The following is an 18,126-nucleotide window of genomic DNA, read 5'->3' as shown; positions in this document are numbered from 1 at the left end:
CGTGCCCGGTGCGGACGATAGGCTCGCGGCATGTCGGTGGCGGTACGGGTGATCCCCTGTCTTGACGTGGACGCCGGGCGGGTGGTCAAGGGGGTCAACTTCCTCGACCTGCGCGACGCCGGTGACCCGGTGGAGTTGGCCGCCGCGTACGACCGGGCTGGCGCGGATGAGTTGACCTTCCTCGACGTGACCGCGTCCTCGAGCGACCGGGGCACCATGCTCGACGTGGTGCGCCGCACCGCTGAGTCGGTGTTCATCCCACTGACCGTTGGTGGCGGGGTCCGGCAGGTCGCCGACGTGGACACGCTGCTGCGCGCCGGGGCGGACAAGGTCGGCGTGAACACCGCCGCCATCGCCCGGCCGGAGCTGATCGCCGAGATCGCCGACCGGTTCGGCCGGCAGGTGCTCGTGCTCTCCCTCGACGTGCGCCGGGCGCCGGGCGGCGGCACTCCCAGTGGCTTCGAGGTCACCACGCATGGCGGTCGGCGCGGCACCGGGATCGACGCGGTGCAGTGGGCGCATCGGGGCGCCGAGCTGGGCGCGGGGGAGATCCTGCTCAACTCGATGGACGCCGACGGCACCAAGGCAGGCTTCGACCTGGAGCTGATCGCCGCGGTGCGAGCGGTCGTGGACGTGCCGGTGGTGGCCAGCGGGGGCGCCGGCGAGGTGGCCCATTTTCCGCCCGCGATCGGCGCTGGCGCGGACGCGGTGCTCGCCGCCAGCGTCTTCCACTTCGGCGAGCTGACCGTGGCCGAGGTCAAGGACGCGCTGCGCCACAGTGGGCACCCGGTGCGCTGAGCGGGTCAGTGCCCGCCCGAGTGTCCCTCCGGTGACCGGCGGGGCGTAGGGATCGAGCGCACCGCGTATTCCTGAACGGCCGCCGCGTGGTCGGCCTCGTCCAGACTCCAGTCGGCACTGCCGGGTGCGTGCCGGCGGGTCAGCACGCCCTGCACGGTGTCCACCATGGTCGCCACACCCGCGCGCGGGCGGGTACGCCAGAGCTGCTCACCCTCGGCGGTGATCCGGAACCAGCCGTCGGCGACGCTGACCAGCCCGGCACCGACCAGCCGCTGGACCGCGGCCTCCACCTCGTGCCGCTGCGGGATCGCGTGGTTGAGATGGTCGGCGGTGGAGAGCACGTCGGTGAGGCGTACGCCTTCCGGCCGTCGACTTGTCGCCGACCGACGGTGCCGCCCGGCCCCGCTCGCGATGACCAGCGACACGAAGATCCAGGCGTCCGACCAACGCCAACCATTCTCCCCCATGCAGAGATGATGACGGCGCGCGTCGCGGAAGGGAACACCTACCCTCCATCCGGCACGCTGCACGATCACGGCGTGCCGGTTCGCGGACGGTCGGTGAGGGCTCAGCCGGCGGGAGTGACCGGCGCGCCGGTGCCGGGTGCGGGCGCGTCGGCCCCCGATGTGGGCGTGTCGGTCTCGGGCGCGGCTTCGTCGGGCACGGAGAACAGTGGGATGAAGAGTTGCGCCAGTGGGCCGATGGCCAGCGCGTACGCAACGGTGCCCAGGCCGACCGTGCCGCCGAGCAGCCAGCCCAGCGCCAGCACGGTGACCTCGATGACGGTGCGCACCAGCCGGACCGACCGGCCCGGCCGACGAGCCACGAAGCCGGTCATCAGCCCGTCCCGGGGGCCGGGACCCAACCGGGCGCCGAGATAGAGGCCGGTGGCGGCACCGTTGGCGACGATCCCGGTGATCAGCAGCGCGATCCGGACGCCGAGCGGGCCACCGGCGGGCAACAGGGCCAGTGTGGCGTCCACGACCAGACCGATCACCACGACGTTGCTGACCGTGCCGAGGCCCGGCCGCTGCCGCAGCGGGATCCAGAGCAGCAGCACCAGCGCGCCGACGCCGATGGTGACGGTGCCGAAGGAGAACCCGGTCAGCTCGGAAAGCCCCTGGTGGAACACGTCCCACGGGTCGAGGCCCAGGTCGGAGCGGACCATCAGTGCCATGCTGACGCCGTAGAGAGCGAGCCCGAGGTAGAGCTGGACCAACCGTCGAACCGGCCGGTGCCGCAGATTGCCAAGCAGTGCCATGCATGCCACTCTAGGTGCCAATCTTCGTCGAGGAAGAAGCCAATATCGGGGGAGTGGCCATGACAGGTCAGGTGCGAGGTGTCCAATTGGCTCGCCTGCTCGGGCAGTGGCACGCCCTGCCGGGCCGTCGCCGCAGCCCCGACTACGTCGCCCTGGCCGGCGCGGTGCGTGGGCTGCTCGCCGACGCCCGGCTCCCGCTGGGCGTCCGCCTCCCGGCGGAACGGGAGCTGGCCGAGGCGTTGCGGATCAGCCGGACCACGGTCACCGCCGCATACCGGCATTTGCGGGAGACCGGGCATCTGGCCAGCCGCCGGGGCGCGGGCAGCTGGACGATGCTGCCCGGCAACCACCGGGTGGCCAGCACCGGGCTGTGGACCCCGATGGACGACCGCGAGATGATCGACCTCGGTGTCGCCGCGCTGGCCGCCCCGCCGCAGCTGCTCGCCGCCGCCCGGGCGGCCACCGAGGACCTGCCCCGCTATCTGGGCGGGGCCGGCTACCACCCGACCGGCATCATTGAGCTGCGCGAGGCGGTGGCCGACGCGTACACCGCCCGGGGCCTGCCCACCTCGGCGGACCAGATCATGGTCACCAGCGGCACCCAGCACGCCCTGGACCTGGTGCTGCGGCTCGCCCTTGCCCCCGGCGGGAGCGTGCTGGTCGAGTCCCCGACCTACCCCAACGCCCTCGCCGCCCTGGCCGGCCGGCGGGCCCGGATCACCACCCACGGGCTGTCCGCCGACACCGGCGGTTGGGAGCCTGACCTGCTGTTGGGCAGCCTGCGGCAGACCCGACCCAAGCTGGCCTACCTGATCCCGGAGTTCCAGAACCCGACCGGGCACCTGATGCCCGCCTCGCTACGCGAGCGCGTGGTGGCCGCCGCCCACACGGTCGGCACCGATCTGATCATCGACGAGTCCTTCGTGGACCTTTCGATGGACGGCACCGAGCTGCCACCCCCGGTGGCCACCTTCGACCGGCACTCCCGGGTGGTGTCCATCGGCGGGATGAGCAAGCCGTACTGGGGTGGCCTGCGGATCGGCTGGGTTCGCGCCTCCGCTCCGCAGGTGCAGCGGCTGGCCGCCGTCCGGGTCGGGGTGGACATGTCCAGCCCGGTGCTCGACCAACTGGTCGCGGTGCACCTGCTCGCCGACGCGGCGGCCATCGTCGCGGCCCGCCGGGTCCAGCTCACCGCCCAGCGCGACGCGCTGCTCGGCGCGCTGGCGGACCGACTGCCCGACTGGCGGGTCACCGTGCCGCGCGGCGGTGTGACGCTCTGGGCCGAGTTGGACGGCCCGGTCTCCAGCGCGCTGGCCCGGGCCGCTGAGGAGGTCGGCGTACGGCTGGCGCCCGGTCCCCGGTTTGGCCTGGACGGCACCCTGGAGCGCTTCCTGCGGCTGCCGTTCACCCTGCCCGCCGCAGACCTGGTGGAGGCCGTGGGGCGGATCGCCGCGGTCCGCTACGACCTGGACCGCACCGGCCGGCAGCGATGGCGGGAGCCGACCGTCATCGCCTGAGTCGCGCCGTCCGGCGCACCGCACTCGGGACCAGCAGGCCCGGGTCAGGTTCGTCCGGACCCTGTACACCTATCTCCACCTGCCGTTGGTGGCCGGGATCATCTTGTTCGCGCTGGGGCTCAAGGGACTGCTCGGCGAGGCGGCGGAACCCTCCGTGGCGCCCTGGGGGTTGCGGCTGCCGACCTTCCACCTGCTGGTCCTGCTCGGTGGCGTGGCCCTGTACCTGCTGACGCTGGTCGTCCTCGGGTGGCGCGGTCTCGGCAACCTGCGGCTGCCGTCGGCCGTGGCGGTGGTGCTGCTCGTCGTGCTGGTGCCGGTCGCGGCCCGGCTGCCGGAACTGATCGTGCTGGGACTGCTCGGCCTGGTCGTGCTGGCGCTGACGGCGGTGCAGACACTGGTCGACGCGCCCCTCCGCCGGCAGGTCCGCGGGGTGGCACTGACCGAGCAGCTCGCCGCCGAGACCGAGCAGACGCACTGGCGGGGGCAGCACCTGTGACGCCGGTGGTCTCGGACCCGTGGGGTCCGAGACCACCGGTGGTCCAGTCAGAGTTCGGCGAGGGTGCCGGCGTACATCTTGTCGATCTGGGCGGCGAAGTTGCTTTCCACACCACGCCGCTTGATCTTCAACGACGGGGTGATCTCGCCGTCCTCGATCGTCAGGTCGCGTGGCAGGATGGCCACCTTCTTGATCGTCTCCCAGCGGTTGAGCTTCGCGTTGAGCTGGGCGACGTATTCCTCGACCATCGTCTGGGCCTCCGGCGAGGCGACGATCTCGGTGTAGCTGCGCCCCTCCAACGGGCCGCCGGCAACCCAGCCCCGGATCGCGTCCGGGTCCAACGTGACCAGCATCGTGCAGAAGTTGCGGGCCTGCCCGATGACGACCGCCTGCGAGGTGTACGGACAGACGGCCTTGAACATCCCCTCGATGTGCGACGGTGCGATGTACTTGCCGCCCGAGGTCTTGACCAGGTCCTTCTTGCGGTCCGTGATCCGGAGGTAGCCCTGCTCGTCGAGGGTGCCGATATCACCGGTGCGGAAGAAGCCCTCCTCGGTGAACGCGGCGGCGGTCTCCTCCGGCAGGTTGTGGTAGCCGCGCATCACCGGCCGGCCACGCACCAGGATCTCCCCGTCGGTGTCGATCCGGCACTCCAGGTCACCCATCGCCTGGCCCACCGTGCCGATCCGCAGCCCCGACGGCGGGTTGACGAAGTTGCCGGCGCTGGTCTCGGTCAGGCCGTAGCCCTCGGAGATCGGCAGGTTCGCCGCAGCGAAGAAGGTGGCGATCTCCGGGCTGAGCGGCGCGGCGCCGGACACCAGCACCCGGATCCGGCCGCCCAGGCGGGCCTGGAGCTTGCTGAACACCAGTTTCTCGGCCAGCCCGTAGCGCAGCTTCAGCCCCGCCGGCACCGGCTTGCCCGCCTGCTCCAGGGTCACCTTCTCCTTGCCGACGCCAACGGCCCAGGCGAAGATCTTCGCCTTCGCACCGCCAGCGCCCTGCGCGGTGGTCACCGCCTTGTTGTAGACCTTCTCGAACACGCGGGGGGCGCCGCACATCAGCGTCGGACGGATCACCGACAGCAGGTCGACCAGCTTCTCCACCCGCCCGTCGACGTAGGTCGGCAGTCCGACGTGGATGGCGCCGCAGAGCAGCGTCTTGCCGAACGAGTGGGCCAGCGGCAGCCACAGGTACTGCAGGTCGTCGTCACGCAGCAGCCCGACATCCGCCTGCGCCACGGCCTCCCAGCACCAGCCGCCGTGCAGCAGCTCGACGCCCTTGGGCCGGCCCGTGGTGCCGGAGGTGTAGATCAGGGTGGCCAGGTGGTCCGGGCCGATGCCGGCGACGAGCATGTCGATCAGATCCGGCTCGGCGGCCAGCGCGCGGGTGCCCCGCTCCTCCAGCTCGGCGAGCGTCAGTTGCGGAATCGCCGCGCTCGGGTCGGCGGCACCGTCGAGGAGCACCACGTGGGTCAGCGCGGGCAGGTTGGCACCGGCGATCTTCGCCGCCTGGGCCGGGTTCTCCGCGAACAGCACCTTCGACCCGGAGTCGGCGATGATGTGCGTCGCGTCCGCCGGTTCGGTGGTTGGGTAGACGGTGGTGGTCGCTCCACCGGCGCACATGATGCCGAGGTCGGCGACCACCCAGTCCAGCCGGGTGTTGGCGAGGATCGCTACCGGGTCCTCCTGGCCGACGCCCAGGCCGTGCAGGCCGGCGGCGACCGCCTTGGCGCGCTGGCCGACCTGGTCCCAGGTCAGCCAGACGGGCCCCGAGTCGTCGGGGGTCGGGGACGCAAACGCATTCCGGTCGGGGGTGGCCGCCACACGCTTGAGGAACATGTCCGGGATGGAACGGTACGGTACATCGAGAGCCATCGCTGTAGCCGCCTTCGGGGGTGGTGGCGTGACGGTCGTCACGTCATAATGGTTACCGAAGAGTATTGCCTGGCACCGTGCATCGGCTAGCCCTGGTGATCGTCCGGCCGTCCCAACCCACCAACCGGTGCGGTCGGATCAGGCGTACCGGGCAGCCATGAGTGACCAGTCGTAGGTGGCCCGGACCCAGTTGCGCCGGGCGGTCAGCGCGTTCCGGATCCCGTCGTCCCCGGCGGACAGCAGCGCTTCCTCCGCATCCAGGTACGTCGCCAGCCCCTGGTTGAACCGGTTCGCCGCAGCCCGCAGCGCAGCGGCCTCGTCCGCGCCGCTGTCCTGGGCGATCACCGTCACCAGGTTGTGCGCGTCCGGGTCCGCCTGGCTCTCCTTGCTGTAGGAGAAGAGGTCGTTGCACCAGCAGACCAGGTCCACCGCCAGCAGATCCAGGGCGACCAGCCCCGGATCGGCGCGTTGGGCCGATCCTGGTGGTTGCGCCGACGCCAGGTCGGTCAGGGTGAGGCAGGGGTGCACGCCGCCGATGTGTCGGCGCAGTTGGACGTACTCCGCCACCTCGGGCACGCGCCGACGCTCCCGGTTGGCCGCCTCCCAGAGCAGCGCCAGCAGGTATTCCCGCATCTGGCTGACGAACCGCAGCAGCAGTGCCGCACGGCCCTGCAGGCGGGTCCGGCGGCACAGGTCGTGCAGCGCGTCACCCAGTGGCCCAACGGCGGGCGGTACGCCGTCCGGGTCGCCGCACCGGTCCAGCACGTCGAGCAGGGTGCTGATCGCCGGCCCCAGGCGGATCGGGTCGGCGCCGAGGCCGTCCTCGTCACAGGCGTCGTCCATCACGAAGAGCCAGCTGATCAGATCGGTGAGCAGCCGCAGCCCGTCCACCGATCCGTCCGGGCAGGCGCGGCCGGCCAGGCCGGCGGCGTCGGCCCGTAGCAGCCGGTGCGCACGATGGCTGGAATCGATCAGCCCGAACGCGCGCGCCCACTCGACGCTCTCGCGCGCTACCTGCTCCGTAGCCCCATGGTGCCCTGTGGGAAACGGGGGCTCCCGCAGCGCCGAAATCGCGAAACTCCGCACAGTGCGCCCCCACTTCGTGCCGCCCGGCGCGGAGCGGCGCGGTGAAGCGTACGGGAGGGGATATCAGCATGCATCGCTGGGTGTGCGCAACTCCACACAGGACCGGTGACCGTTTAAGCGCAAAGGGTCACATGCCCAGGCTGGCTACGCGCAGCCGTCGGGCGGCCTCCGCCGGACCGTCAAGTTGCACCCTCGCCACCCGTTGCCGGCCGGAGAGGAAAAGAACCAGCTCAGCCGGGGCACCGATCACCCGCAGCGGTTCGCCGCCGCGGCCGACGGAGACCTCACCATGACCGGGCGCCTGCACGTGGAGGTCCGCCGGGAAGCGGCGTAGTGCCAGGCGGGCCATCGGGGCCGCACGCTTCCAGAGTGCGCTCTGCAGGCCGGCGGGCAGGTCGCGTGGCTGCCAGCCCGTGCCGGCCCGCCGTACGTCCTCGTGATGGATGAAGAACTCCATCGTGTTGGCCAGCTCGTCGGTCACCGGGTTGCTGATCGGGCTCCACAGCGGCGGCCGTCGCACCTGCGCCACCAGCTCGGGGTAGGGCTGCGCGGCGAGTTGCCGACGGACCCGCTCGGCGTAGCCGCGCAGCGGCGGCAGCACGATGCCGCCCGCCGCGTCCGGACGGCGCTCCCGCACCACCAGGTGCGCGGCGAGGTCACGGGTGGCCCAGCCCTCGTTGATCGTCGGGGCGTCCGGGCCGAGTGCCAGCAGGAGATCGGCCAGCGCCTCGCGCTCGGCTCGGGCATAACGCGGCATGACCCGATCGTAGGCCCGGCGGCCCGCCGGCATGCGACAGCGGACGTCGGGTCGATGTCTGCCGCTCGCCGCCATCCGGTACGTGACGGTCGACATATCCGGTCCGGGTCGGCGGCGCTGGCCCGGACCGGTAAGGATGAGGGAGATAATTGCGGCTTACGGCGGGGGAGAGCGTGGCGAGCAGGACAAGTCGGGACGTGCTCAGTCGAGGGCTGGGGGTCCTGCGGCAGGCGATCCGCGAGCAGCCGCGGATCTTCGCGGTGGCGGTCGTCGGTAGCGTGCTGTTCGGCGGAATGATCATCGTCAGCGCCCGGGTCGTCGGGACGGTCATCGGCGAGGTGGCGCTTCCGTCCATCGAGCGCGGCGAGGTGGGCGCCGGCACCCTGTGGCTGGCCGCGGCCGCCCTGTTCGGGATCAGCGTGCTGCGGGTGGTCGGCATCTTCGGCCGCCGGATCGGTGCCGGCTACATGCAGTACCGGCTCCAGGCCTCCTACCGCCGCCGCGTCACCCGTCGGTACCTGGAGCTGCCGCTGTCCTGGCACCACCGCAACTCCACCGGCACCCTGCTGTCCAACGCCAACTCCGACGTGGAAGCGGCCTGGTACCCGATCGCGCCGCTGCCCTTCGCCGTCGGCACGCTGGTGATGCTGGTCGGCGCGATCGTGTCGCTCTTCGCCACCGACTGGGCGCTCGCCCTGGTCGGCCTCGCGGTCTTCCCCGCGCTGTTCGCGCTCAACGTCGTCTACTCCCGCCGGATGGCGCCCCGGCAGGCCCGAGCGCAGCGCCTGCGCGCCGAGGTCAGCGGGATCGCCCACGAAAGCTTCGACGGCGCCCTGGTGGTCAAGACGATGGGCCGCGAGGCCCAGGAGACCGCCCGGTTCGCGGGCCGCGCCGGCGAGCTGCGCGACTCGTTGATCGCGGTCGGTCGGCTGCGCGGCATCTTCGACCCACTGCTGGAGACGCTGCCCAGCCTCGGCACCCTCGCCGTGCTGGTGGTCGGGGCGTTCCGGCTGCGCCAGGGCGCGATCAGCGTGACCGAGCTGGTCAGCGTTGCCTTCCTCTTCACCGTGCTGGCCTTTCCGGTGCGGGCCATCGGTTGGGTCCTGGCCGAGCTGCCGCGCAGCGTCGCCGGCTGGGACCGGGTCCGCCGGGTGCTCGACGCGACCGGCGAGATGCCGTACGGGCAGCGCGTCCTCGACCTGACCAGCCCTGGCCCGGCCACCCTCACCTTCAGTGACGTGCACTTCTCCTACCCGCCGGCCGAGGCGCACCAGCCCGACGCGCAGGTCCTCGGCGAGGTCGGCTTCACGGTGCCGGCCGGCCGGACGGTGGCCCTGGTCGGGCCGACGGGCGCCGGTAAGTCCACCATCGCCTCGCTGGCGGTGCGCCTCGTCGACCCGGACTCCGGCGCGGTCACCCTCAACGGGACGGACGTGCGCGAGCTGACCGCCGCGTCGATGGCCGGCACGGTGGCCCTGGTCGCCCAGGTGCCGTTCGTCTTCGACGACACGGTCCGCGCCAACATCGCCCTCGACCGGGCGGGCATCGACGACGAGGCCGTCTGGGCGGCGTTGCGGCTGGCCGAGGCGGACGGGTTCGTCGCCGCGCTGCCCGATGGTCTGGACACCATGGTCGGCGAGCGGGGCACCTCGCTCTCCGGTGGGCAGCGGCAACGGCTCACCCTGGCCCGCGCGCTGGCCGGCCGGCCGCGTCTGCTGGTGCTCGACGACGCGACGAGCGCGGTGGACCCGCGGGTGGAGGCGGCCATCCTGGCCGGGCTGCGGTCGTCGACGGCCGAGCCGGGGGTCCCGGCTGCGTCGATCCTGGTGGTGGCGTACCGCCGGGCCACCATCGCGCTCGCCGACGAGGTCATCTACGTGGAGCAGGGGCGGGTGGTCGCCCGGGGCACACACACCACGCTGTTGGCCAGCGTGCCCGGCTATGTCGACCTGGTCACCGCCTACGAACAGGCGGAGGTCGAACGCGCGCAGGAAAGCCCGTACGGCGACGAGGTCGCACCGCTGCCCTCGGGCCTGGAAATCGAGGTGGACCGGTGAGCGCGAGGAGTGCAGCGCAGCGGAGCCCCGCAGTCGCGAACGAAAGGTCAGCCCGGTGAGCGCCAAGACCGATGAGCGGGACGAGAGGGCCGAGACGACCTGGCAGACGCTGCGTCGGGGCCTGGCGCTCTCGCCGGAACTCCGGACCGGCCTGGCTGGCACGCTGGCCCTGGCGTTGGTCTACATGGTCGGTCGGGTGGCCGTGCCGGTCGCCGTCCAGCAGGGCATCGATCAGGGGATCGTCGGTGGCCTGAATCTGGATGTGATCTGGTCGGTGGTGGCGATCACCGCGGCGATCCTGACGATCACGACGATCTGCGGCTACCTGATGATGCGCCGGCTGTTCACGGTCAGCGAGACCGCGCTGGCCAACGTGCGGACGCGGGCGTTCCGGCACGTGCACGACCTGTCCATGTTGCACCAGCAGTCGGAGCGGCGCGGCTCGCTGGTCTCGCGGGTGACCAGCGACGTCGACCAGATCACCCAGTTCCTCCAGTGGGGCGGGGTGATCCTGCTGGTCAACCTCGGCCAGCTGGTGGTCACGACCGCCGTGATGCTCGCGTACTCCTGGCAGTTGACCCTGGTGGTGTTGGCGGCGTTCCTGCCGGCGGTGCTCGTGATCCGGCAGCTGCAACGCCGCCTCGGCGCGGCGTACGCGACGGTGCGCCAGCGCACCGGCACGCTGCTCGGCGCGATCGGCGAGAGCGTGGTGGGCGCGCCGGTGATCCGGGCGTACGGGATCGCGGGGCGCACCGAACGGCGGCTGGACGAGGCTATCGACGGGCAGCGTCTGGCGCAGCAGCGGGCGATCCGGATCAGCATCGTGGGCAGCTCGGTCGGCGAGCTGGCCGCCGGGCTGGCCCTGGCCGGTGTGGTGGTGCTCGGGGTGACGCTGGGGGTGGACGGCACGCTGTCGATCGGCCAGCTGACCGCGTTCCTCTTCCTGGTGACGCTGTTCATCCAGCCGGTGCAGATCGCCACCGAGGTGCTGAACGAGGCGCAGAACGCGATCGCCGGCTGGCGTCGGGTGCTGGACGTGCTGGACGTCGCCCCGGACGTGGCCGATCCGGGAGAGCAGGGCCGGGAGCTGCCGGGCGGGCCGCTGGACATCCGCTTCGCGGGTGTGCGGTTCGCCTACCCGGGTGGTCCGCCGGTGCTGCACGACATCGACCTGGAGATTCCGGCGAAGAGCCGGGTGGCGGTGGTCGGCGAGACCGGCAGCGGCAAGACCACCTTCGCCAAGTTGTTGACCCGTCTGATGGACCCGTCGGCCGGGGCGGTGCTGCTGTCCGGGGTGCCGTTGGCGGAGGTCCGGTTCGATTCGCTGCGTTCCCGGGTGGTGATGGTGCCGCAGGACGGGTTCCTTTTCGACGCCACAGTGGGGAACAATGTCCGGTTCGCCCGGCCGGAGCTGACCGACGAGCAGCTGAGCGCCGCCTTCACCGAGCTGGGCCTGTCGGACTGGCTCGACGGGCTGCCAGCGGGTCTGGACACGCCCGTTGGCGAGCGCGGTGAGGCGCTCAGCGTCGGGGAGCGGCAGCTTGTCGCGTTGGCCCGGGCGTACGTGGCCGATCCGGATCTGCTGGTGCTGGACGAGGCGACCAGCGCGGTGGACCCGGCGACCGAGGTGCGGTTGCAACGCGCCCTGGACGCGGTCACCAGAGGTCGGACCACCCTCGCGATCGCGCACCGGCTCTCCACGGCGCAGGCCGCCGACGAGGTGATCGTGGTGGACCGGGGTCGGGTGGTGCAACGTGGTCCGCACGACGAGCTGGTTCGCGATCCCGACTCGGTCTACGGGCTGCTCTACGGCTCCTGGCTGGAGCAGACGCGGTAACGAGGCCGAGCCGGACCCGGTGCACCCGGTCGAGGTGCGCCTGCTCGCCCGCCGCGCTGACGCCCTAGGACGGCAGCGGTCCGGTGAGGTACCGCTGGATCGTGGGGCCGATCGCGGCGACCAGGGTCTCCGGGTCCGCCGAGGCGACCGGTTCCAGGCGCACCACGTGCCGCATCATGGCCAAGCCGATCATCTGGGTGGCCACCAGGGAACCGCGCATCGGCAGCTGGGCCGGATCGACGTCGAGGTGCTCCAGCACCCGGCGCAGCACCTGGGTGGTGACGAACTCGCGTAGCAGCCGGGCGGTCCACTCGTTGCTCATCGCGGAGCGCAACAGTGCCTGCGCGGCCGTGCCGGCTGGCGAGTCCCAGAGGGCGAGGAAGGCGCGTACCAGCCGTTCGCCGATGCCGTCCCGGTCACCCGCGAGCACCTTCGGCAGCATCTCGGCCGGGTCGATCGGCGCGTTCATCGCGGCGATGAAGAGCTGGTCCTTGCTGCCGAAGTAGTGATGCACGAGAGCCGGGTCGACCCCGGCGGTGGCGGCGATGGCGCGGATCGAGGCGGCGTCGAAGCCGCGCTCGCCAAACGCCGTCCGCGCGGCGTCGAGGATCGCCTCCCGGGTGTCCGGGTTGCCGGGTCGCCGGCCGGTCCGCCGCGTCATCGCCGCCCCTCATTCGTCTACCTGGGCAGGCGTGGGCCGGCCGGCCCACGCCTGCCACGGTCTCAGCCGCTGCGCCGGCGCAGGGTGGCCGCCGCGAGCACCAGCGCCAGCACCACCGCCCCGAGCACCACCGCCACGTCCCGCCACATCCGGCCGGTCGGCTCGGCGTGGGCGCCGACCTCCTGCAACGCCTCGATGGCGTACGACAGGGGGAAGGCGTCACTGAGCGCCTGGAGCCAGCCGGCCATCTGGTCGCGGGCCACGAACAGCCCGCAGAGCAGCAGTTGGGGGATCACCACGACTGGCAGGAACTGTACTGCCTGGAACTCGGTGCGGGCGAAGGCACTGCACAGCAGCCCGAGGGCGACGCCGAGCACCGCGTCGAGGACGGCGATCCCGATCACCAGCCCGATGCTGCCGGCGGTGTGCAGATCGAAAATCCAGTACGCCACACCGGCGGCGACCGCGGCCTGCACGGCGGCGGCCAGCCCGAACGCGATGCCGTACCCGAAGAGCAGGTCGAGCTTGCCCAGCGGCGTGGTGAGCAGCCGTTCCAGGGTGCCGGAGGTGCGTTCCCGGAGCATGGCGATGCTGGTCACCAGAAACATGATCACGAAGGGGAAGATCCCCAGCATCACCAGCGCGATCCGGTCGAACGCCGTCGGCTGCCCGGGTGGGGTCGGCTGGTCGGCGTACATGAAGTAGACCAGGGTGAGCAGGGCGGCCGGCACCACCACGAGCAGCGCGATGGTCCGCCGGTCGTGCCGGAGCTGACGCAGGATGCGGCCGGTGGTGGCCGCCACGATACGGGGGTTCATGACTTCTCCGGTCCGGTCGTCGCGTGACCTGCCTCGCTGGCGCGGATCAGGCGCAGGAACGCCTCGTCGAGGTCGTCCACACCGGCGGCGGCGCGGACGGCGGCCGGGCTGTCGTCGGCGATCAACCGGCCCTGGCGGATCAGCAGCAGCCGGTCGCAGCGGGCCGCCTCGTCCATGACGTGACTGGACACCAGCAGGGTGGTGCCGGCGGCGGCCATCGCGTGGAACCGGGCCCACAGATCGGCCCGGAGCACCGGGTCCTGACCGACGGTCGGCTCGTCGAGGATGACCAGCTCCGGCTCCCCGACCAGGGCACAGGCCAGCGAGGCTCGGCTGCGTTGACCGCCGGAGAGGGCGGCGACAAGTTGGCCAGCCGCCTCGGCCAGCCCGACATCGCTGATCGCCCGGTCGGCCTCGACCCGCCCCCGCCCGTGCAGGGCCGCGAAGTAGCGGGCGTTCTCCCGGACGGTCAGGTCGGCGTAGACGCTCGGCGCCTGGGTCAGGTAGCCCACCTGGTGCCGCAGCGCGGGGGAGCCGGCCGGTTGACCGAGGACGGTGACCGTCCCGCCGCTGACCACCTGCACCCCGACCACCGCGCGCATGAACGTGGTCTTGCCGCTGCCACTGGGGCCGAGCAGCCCCGTGACGGCGCCGCGCCCGACGGTGCAGCTGATGCCGTCCAGCACCCGTCGACCGCCCCGGTCGACGACCAGGTCGTGGACGGTTATCGCGTCGTCCATCACGCACCTCCAAGGAAAGTCATCATCTGTTGAACTCAACGCTAGATGAAATTCTGATCCCGGCGCAACCGCCACGACGGGCGATCGACCGCCCACCGTTACGCCGAGCGCGAGAACGGGCAGTAGGCTCCGGACCGGACAGCGAGTCCGGCAACGGGCATTGCGCACCGATCGGGCGTACGGCACGATGGCCCGGTGGGTCACGCTCCGTTACCGGATAGCGGTTTTCTTGAAGACTGGGCCGCGCGATTGCGACAGGCCGCCGAGCGGCCGGTCGTCGGCATCCTGCTGCGCGGCAGTCACGCCCGCCGCGACGCCACCGCGCACAGCGACGTCGACCTCGACGTGTTGGTCGGCGGCGCCCCGTACGCCGCCCGGCGGGCCTACCTGGCCGAATCCGCAGGCCAGGTCACGCACGTCTCGGTAGCCGCCCGCGACGTCCGCTCCTGGGTGCACCGACTCGGAGAACCTGCCGACTGGGCGTTCGGGCTGCCGGTCACCGCGCCGGCACGGCTGCTCTGGGCCGACCCGCACTGGCGGCCCCGGATCGACCTCCCGGTGCTCTGCCAGCCCGCCGAGCCACCCCGACTCGAGGAGCTGATCGCCACGCTGGGTAAGGCCGCATCCGCCCGGGCCGCCAACGACCGCCTCGGGGTCCGGCTCGCCGTCGCCGACCTGGCCCGGCTCTGCCCATCGGTGCTGCGCCCGGCCAACCCGTCGGTGCGGGTCCACTCCCGCCGGGCGGCCTTCGCGGCGGCCCTGGAACTGCCGGTGGCCCCACCCGGTTACCGGGCGGACATGCTGCTCTGCCTCGGACTGCGCCCGAGTGCCACCGGCCAGCTCTGGGCCGCCGCCGTACGGCTGGTCGCCGGCACACTGCCGTTGATCCGGCCGTACGCCGCAGAGATCGCCGACGTGGCCGGCACGGACCTGGCCGCCGCCCTGGTCGACGGCCGGCTGGATCGCTACGTGGCCCAGTTGGCCCGACCCGCCGGACTTCCGTCGCAGCCCCGACGGGAGCGGTCACCGGTGCCCGCGCCGCGTGCGGGACAATTGGTCACTGTGCCCGTACCTGACTCGCCGGTGACCGGCGACCCCAGCGTTCCGAGCGACCCGGTGGCGTCCGTCCCGGCTCGTCCGTCCCGGCTCGACCCGGCCATCGCGGCCCGGCTGCGCCGCGGCGCCGACGGTCTGGTCGCCGCCGTGGTCCGCGCGCACGACTCCGGCGAGGTGCTGATGGTCGCCTGGATGGACGACGAGGCGTTGCACCGCACCCTCACCACCGGCCGGGCCACCTACTGGTCGCGCAGCCGACGCGAATACTGGGTCAAGGGCGCCACCTCCGGGCACCACCAGTACGTCCGCTCGGTCGCGCTGGACTGCGACGGGGACGCGCTGCTGGTGAGCGTGGACCAGGTCGGCGCCGCCTGCCACACCGGGAACCGGACCTGCTTCTTCACCGAACTGCCCGTCACCGCCCCGGAGGCACGCCCATGACCGACGGCACCGTCAGCCCCGACCTGGCCACCTTCACCGAGCTGGCCGCCGACTGGCGGGTGGTGCCGGTCACCCGGCGGCTGCTGGCCGACGCGGAGACCCCGGTCGGGGTCTACCGAAAGCTGGCCGGTGGACCGGGCACGTTCCTGTTGGAATCGGCGGAGCAGGGCGTCGGCTCGGCCGGTATGGCCTGGTCGCGGTACTCGTTCATCGGCGTACGCAGCAGCGCCACCCTCATCGAGCGGGACGGGGTGGCGACCTGGCTCGGTCAGCCGCCGGCCGGGCTGCCCACCGAGGGTGACCCGGTGCGGGTGCTGCGGGAGACGGTGGCGGCGCTGGCCGGCCCGGTCGGGGACCCGTCCGACGGTCTGCCGCCGTTGACCGGCGGCATGGTCGGCTACCTCGGCTACGACCTGGTTCGTCGCTTCGAGCGGTTGCCCGAGCTGATCGAGGACGACCTGGGCGTGCCGGAGCTGGGCATGATGCTCGCCACTGACCTGGTGGTGCTCGACCACTACGACGGCTCGGCGATCCTGGTCGCCAACGCGGTGCTGCCGCCGCTGGACGCCCGGGACCGCGCCCCGCAGGTCGCCGCCGCGTACCACCACGCCGTGGGTCGGTTGGACGCGATGACCAGCGCGTTGTCCCGGCCCATCCCACCGATGATCTCCACTGTGGAGCGTCCGCCGGCCGGGGAGGTGCTCTGTCGTACGCCGGACGGCGGCTACCCGAAGGCGGTGGAGGAGGCGAAGGAGGCGATCCGGGCCGGCGAGTGCTTCCAGATCGTGCTCTCCCAGCGCTTCGAGCGGTCGACCCACGCCGATCCGCTGGACGTCTACCGGGTGCTGCGCACCAGCAACCCGAGCCCGTACATGTACCTGTTGCGCTTCGACGGGTTCGACATCGTCGGCTCGTCCCCGGAGGCGCATCTGAAGGTCACCGGAGCTGCGGACGGGCGGCGCCGGGCGCTGCTGCACCCGATCGCCGGCACCCGTCCGCGCGGGGGCACCCCCGCCGCCGACACCGCGCTCGCGGCGGAGCTGCTCACCGACCCGAAGGAACGGGCCGAGCACGTGATGCTCGTCGACCTCGGCCGCAACGACCTGGGCCGGGTCTGTCAGCCCGGCAGCGTGGAGGTGCCCGAGTTCGCCACCATCGAGCGGTACAGCCACGTCATGCACATCGTCTCCACCGTCACCGGCACGCTGCGTGACGACCAGACCGCCTTCGACGCGCTCGCCGCGACCTTTCCGGCCGGCACGCTCTCCGGCGCTCCCAAGGTGCGGGCCATGGAGATCATCGAGGAGCTGGAGCCGGTCCGCCGCGGTCTCTACGGCGGCACGGTCGGCTACTTCGGTTTCGGCGGTGACCTGGACATGGCGATCGCCATCCGGACCGCGCTCATTCGCGAGGGCCGCGCCTACGTGCAGGCCGGGGCAGGGATCGTCGCCGACTCGGATCCCGCCGCCGAGGATCAGGAGACGCGGAACAAGGCCGCAGCCGTGCTGGCGGCGATCGCCGCCGCCGAGACATTGCGGCCAGCCCGATGAGCGCGAGGAGTGCAGCGCAGCGGAGCCCCGCAGTCGCGAACGAAAGGCCAGCCCGGTGAGTGCCGGCGAGCGGTCCGCGGTGGGCCGGCGCGAGCTGACGTACGCCGTCCTGCTCTGCCTGGCCGGCGCGGCTCTGGCGCTGTGGGCTGCGACGCGGAACTGGTCGGTCGAGCTGACGGTACGCCCGGCGCCGCTGCCGCCGGTGCGCGACACCCGCAGCGGTGCGGGCCTGCTGCCCTGGCTGCCGGCGTTGGCCCTGGTGATGTTGGCCGGCGGTGGCGCGGTGCTGGCCACCCGGGGTCGACTGCGGCGGGTGCTCGGCGTGCTGCTCGGCGCGCTCGGTCTGGCCGTGGCGGCCGGCGGCGGGTACGGGCTCGTTGCCGACGTCGGCGGCTCGGTGAGTCGGCAGTGGCCGGCGCTCTGCCTGGTCGGCGGCCTGCTGGCCGCTGCGGGCGGTCTGTGGACGGCCCTGCGCGGCGGCGGCTGGCCGGCGATGGGAGCCCGGTACGAAAGGCCGGCGCGGACCACCCCGGAGGCCGTGTCGGCGCCGGGCCCGGCGGGACCGCCGACTCCGATGGCCGGGCGGCGCACCACCGAGGCGTGGGATGCGCTGGACCGGGGCGAGGACCCGACGGCCGACTGACGCGACGGCCAGTGCGGCCAACGGGGCGTCAGCCGACGGGCTGGCGCTCCCGCTGTGCTGGGCGACTGGCGGCGCGCGCGGTGCTCAGCTCGGCTACCAGACGGTTCAGCTCGGCGCGCTGGTCGGCGCGGGCGCGGTCGGCGCAGACGGCCTCCCAGGCGTTGCCGCGCGCGGTCCGCATCCGCCCCTCGCCCACCACGGCCCGCTCCAGGGTGTGCACCACCCCGACGGCGAGCGACGCCACCGTCCGCGAAATGGTGGTCAGCCCGATGGTCGGTTGCGGCTCGGAAATGCTCACGGTCACCTCGCACGAGGAGTTGCGACGGTCGGGCAGGCGCGTCATCGAGTCTGCCTGAGGACGATGCTGGCCGCTGACGTTTCGCCGCCGTGCCCGCCCAGTCAACTGTCCCGTCTCGGCCGTGAACAGGGACCGTCCGTTCGGCCTTGAGCTTGCTCACAACATCGACCGGCGCCGTTGTCGTGAGGCGTCGGCCGGAAAGTGGTGGCATGATCGATGGATCGGCTCGGTCTGAC

General features: G+C 72.4%; 16 protein-coding genes and 2 pseudogenes. 9 read left to right on the top strand and 9 right to left on the bottom strand.

The window, feature by feature from the left end; genetic code table 11:
- Positions 1-30: 30 nt before the first annotated feature.
- Positions 31-798 (top strand): imidazole glycerol phosphate synthase subunit HisF, encoded by a 768-nt coding sequence (hisF, locus tag OG811_RS01910; protein ID WP_406071656.1) that lies wholly within the window; start codon positions 31-33, stop codon positions 796-798.
- Between the two features lie 5 nt (positions 799-803).
- On the opposite strand, the gene OG811_RS01905 is transcribed toward hisF, so the two are convergent.
- Together OG811_RS01905 and OG811_RS01900 are read right to left on the bottom strand one after the other, a co-directional pair.
- Positions 804-1,265 (bottom strand): hypothetical protein, encoded by a 462-nt coding sequence (locus tag OG811_RS01905; RefSeq protein ID WP_406071654.1) that lies wholly within the window; start codon positions 1,263-1,265, stop codon positions 804-806.
- Positions 1,266-1,366: 101 nt separating this feature from the next.
- The gene (locus tag OG811_RS01900; protein ID WP_406071652.1) at positions 1,367-2,059 is read right to left on the bottom strand and encodes a YitT family protein; all 693 of its coding nucleotides are present in this window, start codon (positions 2,057-2,059) and stop codon (positions 1,367-1,369) included.
- 59 nt (positions 2,060-2,118) lie between these two features.
- On the opposite strand from OG811_RS01900, the gene OG811_RS01895 reads away from it, so the two are divergent.
- Positions 2,119-3,576 carry a PLP-dependent aminotransferase family protein gene (locus OG811_RS01895; RefSeq protein ID WP_406071650.1) on the top strand — a complete coding sequence of 486 codons (1,458 nt, stop codon included), beginning with the start codon at positions 2,119-2,121 and terminating at the stop codon, positions 3,574-3,576.
- 25 nt (positions 3,577-3,601) lie between these two features.
- Positions 3,602-4,072 (top strand): annotated as a pseudogene (locus OG811_RS01890) (low temperature requirement protein A); the annotation flags it as partial.
- Positions 4,073-4,119: 47 nt separating this feature from the next.
- Here the strand turns inward: OG811_RS01890 and OG811_RS01885 are convergent.
- From OG811_RS01885 to OG811_RS01875, 3 genes are all read right to left on the bottom strand, one after another.
- The gene (locus tag OG811_RS01885) at positions 4,120-5,946 is read right to left on the bottom strand and encodes an AMP-dependent synthetase/ligase (RefSeq protein ID WP_406071649.1); all 1,827 of its coding nucleotides are present in this window, start codon (positions 5,944-5,946) and stop codon (positions 4,120-4,122) included.
- 138 nt (positions 5,947-6,084) lie between these two features.
- Complete coding sequence (locus tag OG811_RS01880) at positions 6,085-7,032, bottom strand: terpene synthase (protein ID WP_406071647.1); 948 nt, start codon at positions 7,030-7,032, stop codon at positions 6,085-6,087.
- Positions 7,033-7,159: 127 nt separating this feature from the next.
- Positions 7,160-7,789 carry a TIGR03085 family metal-binding protein gene (locus tag OG811_RS01875; RefSeq protein ID WP_406071645.1) on the bottom strand — a complete coding sequence of 210 codons (630 nt, stop codon included), beginning with the start codon at positions 7,787-7,789 and terminating at the stop codon, positions 7,160-7,162.
- Between the two features lie 173 nt (positions 7,790-7,962).
- Between OG811_RS01875 and OG811_RS01870 the strand changes: the two genes are divergently transcribed.
- Positions 7,963-9,846, top strand: coding sequence for an ABC transporter ATP-binding protein (locus OG811_RS01870; protein WP_406071643.1), 1,884 nt, complete (start codon positions 7,963-7,965; stop codon positions 9,844-9,846).
- Positions 9,847-9,901: 55 nt separating this feature from the next.
- Positions 9,902-11,683, top strand: coding sequence for an ABC transporter ATP-binding protein (locus OG811_RS01865; protein WP_406071641.1), 1,782 nt, complete (start codon positions 9,902-9,904; stop codon positions 11,681-11,683).
- A 64-nt stretch (positions 11,684-11,747) separates the two neighbouring features.
- Here the strand turns inward: OG811_RS01865 and OG811_RS01860 are convergent, their stop codons facing one another.
- The 3 genes from OG811_RS01860 to OG811_RS01850 form a co-directional block, all read right to left on the bottom strand.
- Positions 11,748-12,344, bottom strand: coding sequence for a TetR family transcriptional regulator (locus OG811_RS01860; RefSeq protein WP_406071639.1), 597 nt, complete (start codon positions 12,342-12,344; stop codon positions 11,748-11,750).
- A 62-nt stretch (positions 12,345-12,406) separates the two neighbouring features.
- Positions 12,407-13,162 (bottom strand): ABC transporter permease, encoded by a 756-nt coding sequence (locus OG811_RS01855; protein ID WP_406071638.1) that lies wholly within the window; start codon positions 13,160-13,162, stop codon positions 12,407-12,409.
- Positions 13,159-13,902 carry an ABC transporter ATP-binding protein gene (locus OG811_RS01850; protein ID WP_406071636.1) on the bottom strand — a complete coding sequence of 248 codons (744 nt, stop codon included), beginning with the start codon at positions 13,900-13,902 and terminating at the stop codon, positions 13,159-13,161. Before OG811_RS01850 ends, OG811_RS01855 begins: the two co-directional genes overlap by 4 nt.
- 195 nt (positions 13,903-14,097) lie before the next feature.
- On the opposite strand from OG811_RS01850, the pseudogene OG811_RS01845 reads away from it, so the two are divergent.
- The 4 genes and pseudogenes from OG811_RS01845 to OG811_RS01830 form a co-directional block, all read left to right on the top strand.
- A pseudogene (locus OG811_RS01845) lies at positions 14,098-14,784 on the top strand (phosphoribosyl-AMP cyclohydrolase); the annotation flags it as partial.
- Between the two features lie 180 nt (positions 14,785-14,964).
- Positions 14,965-15,399, top strand: a complete 435-nt coding sequence (gene hisI, locus OG811_RS01840) for a phosphoribosyl-AMP cyclohydrolase (RefSeq protein WP_406075452.1) — start codon at positions 14,965-14,967, stop codon at positions 15,397-15,399.
- Positions 15,396-16,949, top strand: coding sequence for an anthranilate synthase component I (locus tag OG811_RS01835; RefSeq protein WP_406071634.1), 1,554 nt, complete (start codon positions 15,396-15,398; stop codon positions 16,947-16,949). The genes hisI and OG811_RS01835 overlap by 4 nt, the downstream gene beginning before the upstream one ends.
- Positions 16,950-17,004: 55 nt before the next feature.
- Positions 17,005-17,592, top strand: coding sequence for a Trp biosynthesis-associated membrane protein (locus tag OG811_RS01830; protein ID WP_406071633.1), 588 nt, complete (start codon positions 17,005-17,007; stop codon positions 17,590-17,592).
- A 28-nt stretch (positions 17,593-17,620) separates the two neighbouring features.
- On the opposite strand, the gene OG811_RS01825 is transcribed toward OG811_RS01830, so the two are convergent.
- Entirely contained in the window at positions 17,621-17,890 is a 270-nt protein-coding gene (locus OG811_RS01825) for a hypothetical protein (RefSeq protein ID WP_406075451.1), read from the bottom strand.
- Positions 17,891-18,126 lie beyond the last annotated feature (236 nt).

Source organism: Micromonospora sp. NBC_01638 (genome assembly GCF_045209745.1).
Lineage (GTDB): Bacteria > Actinomycetota > Actinomycetes > Mycobacteriales > Micromonosporaceae > Micromonospora.
Note: the sequence above shows the minus strand (reverse complement) of the source record. Positions and strands in the feature narration are given on the sequence as shown.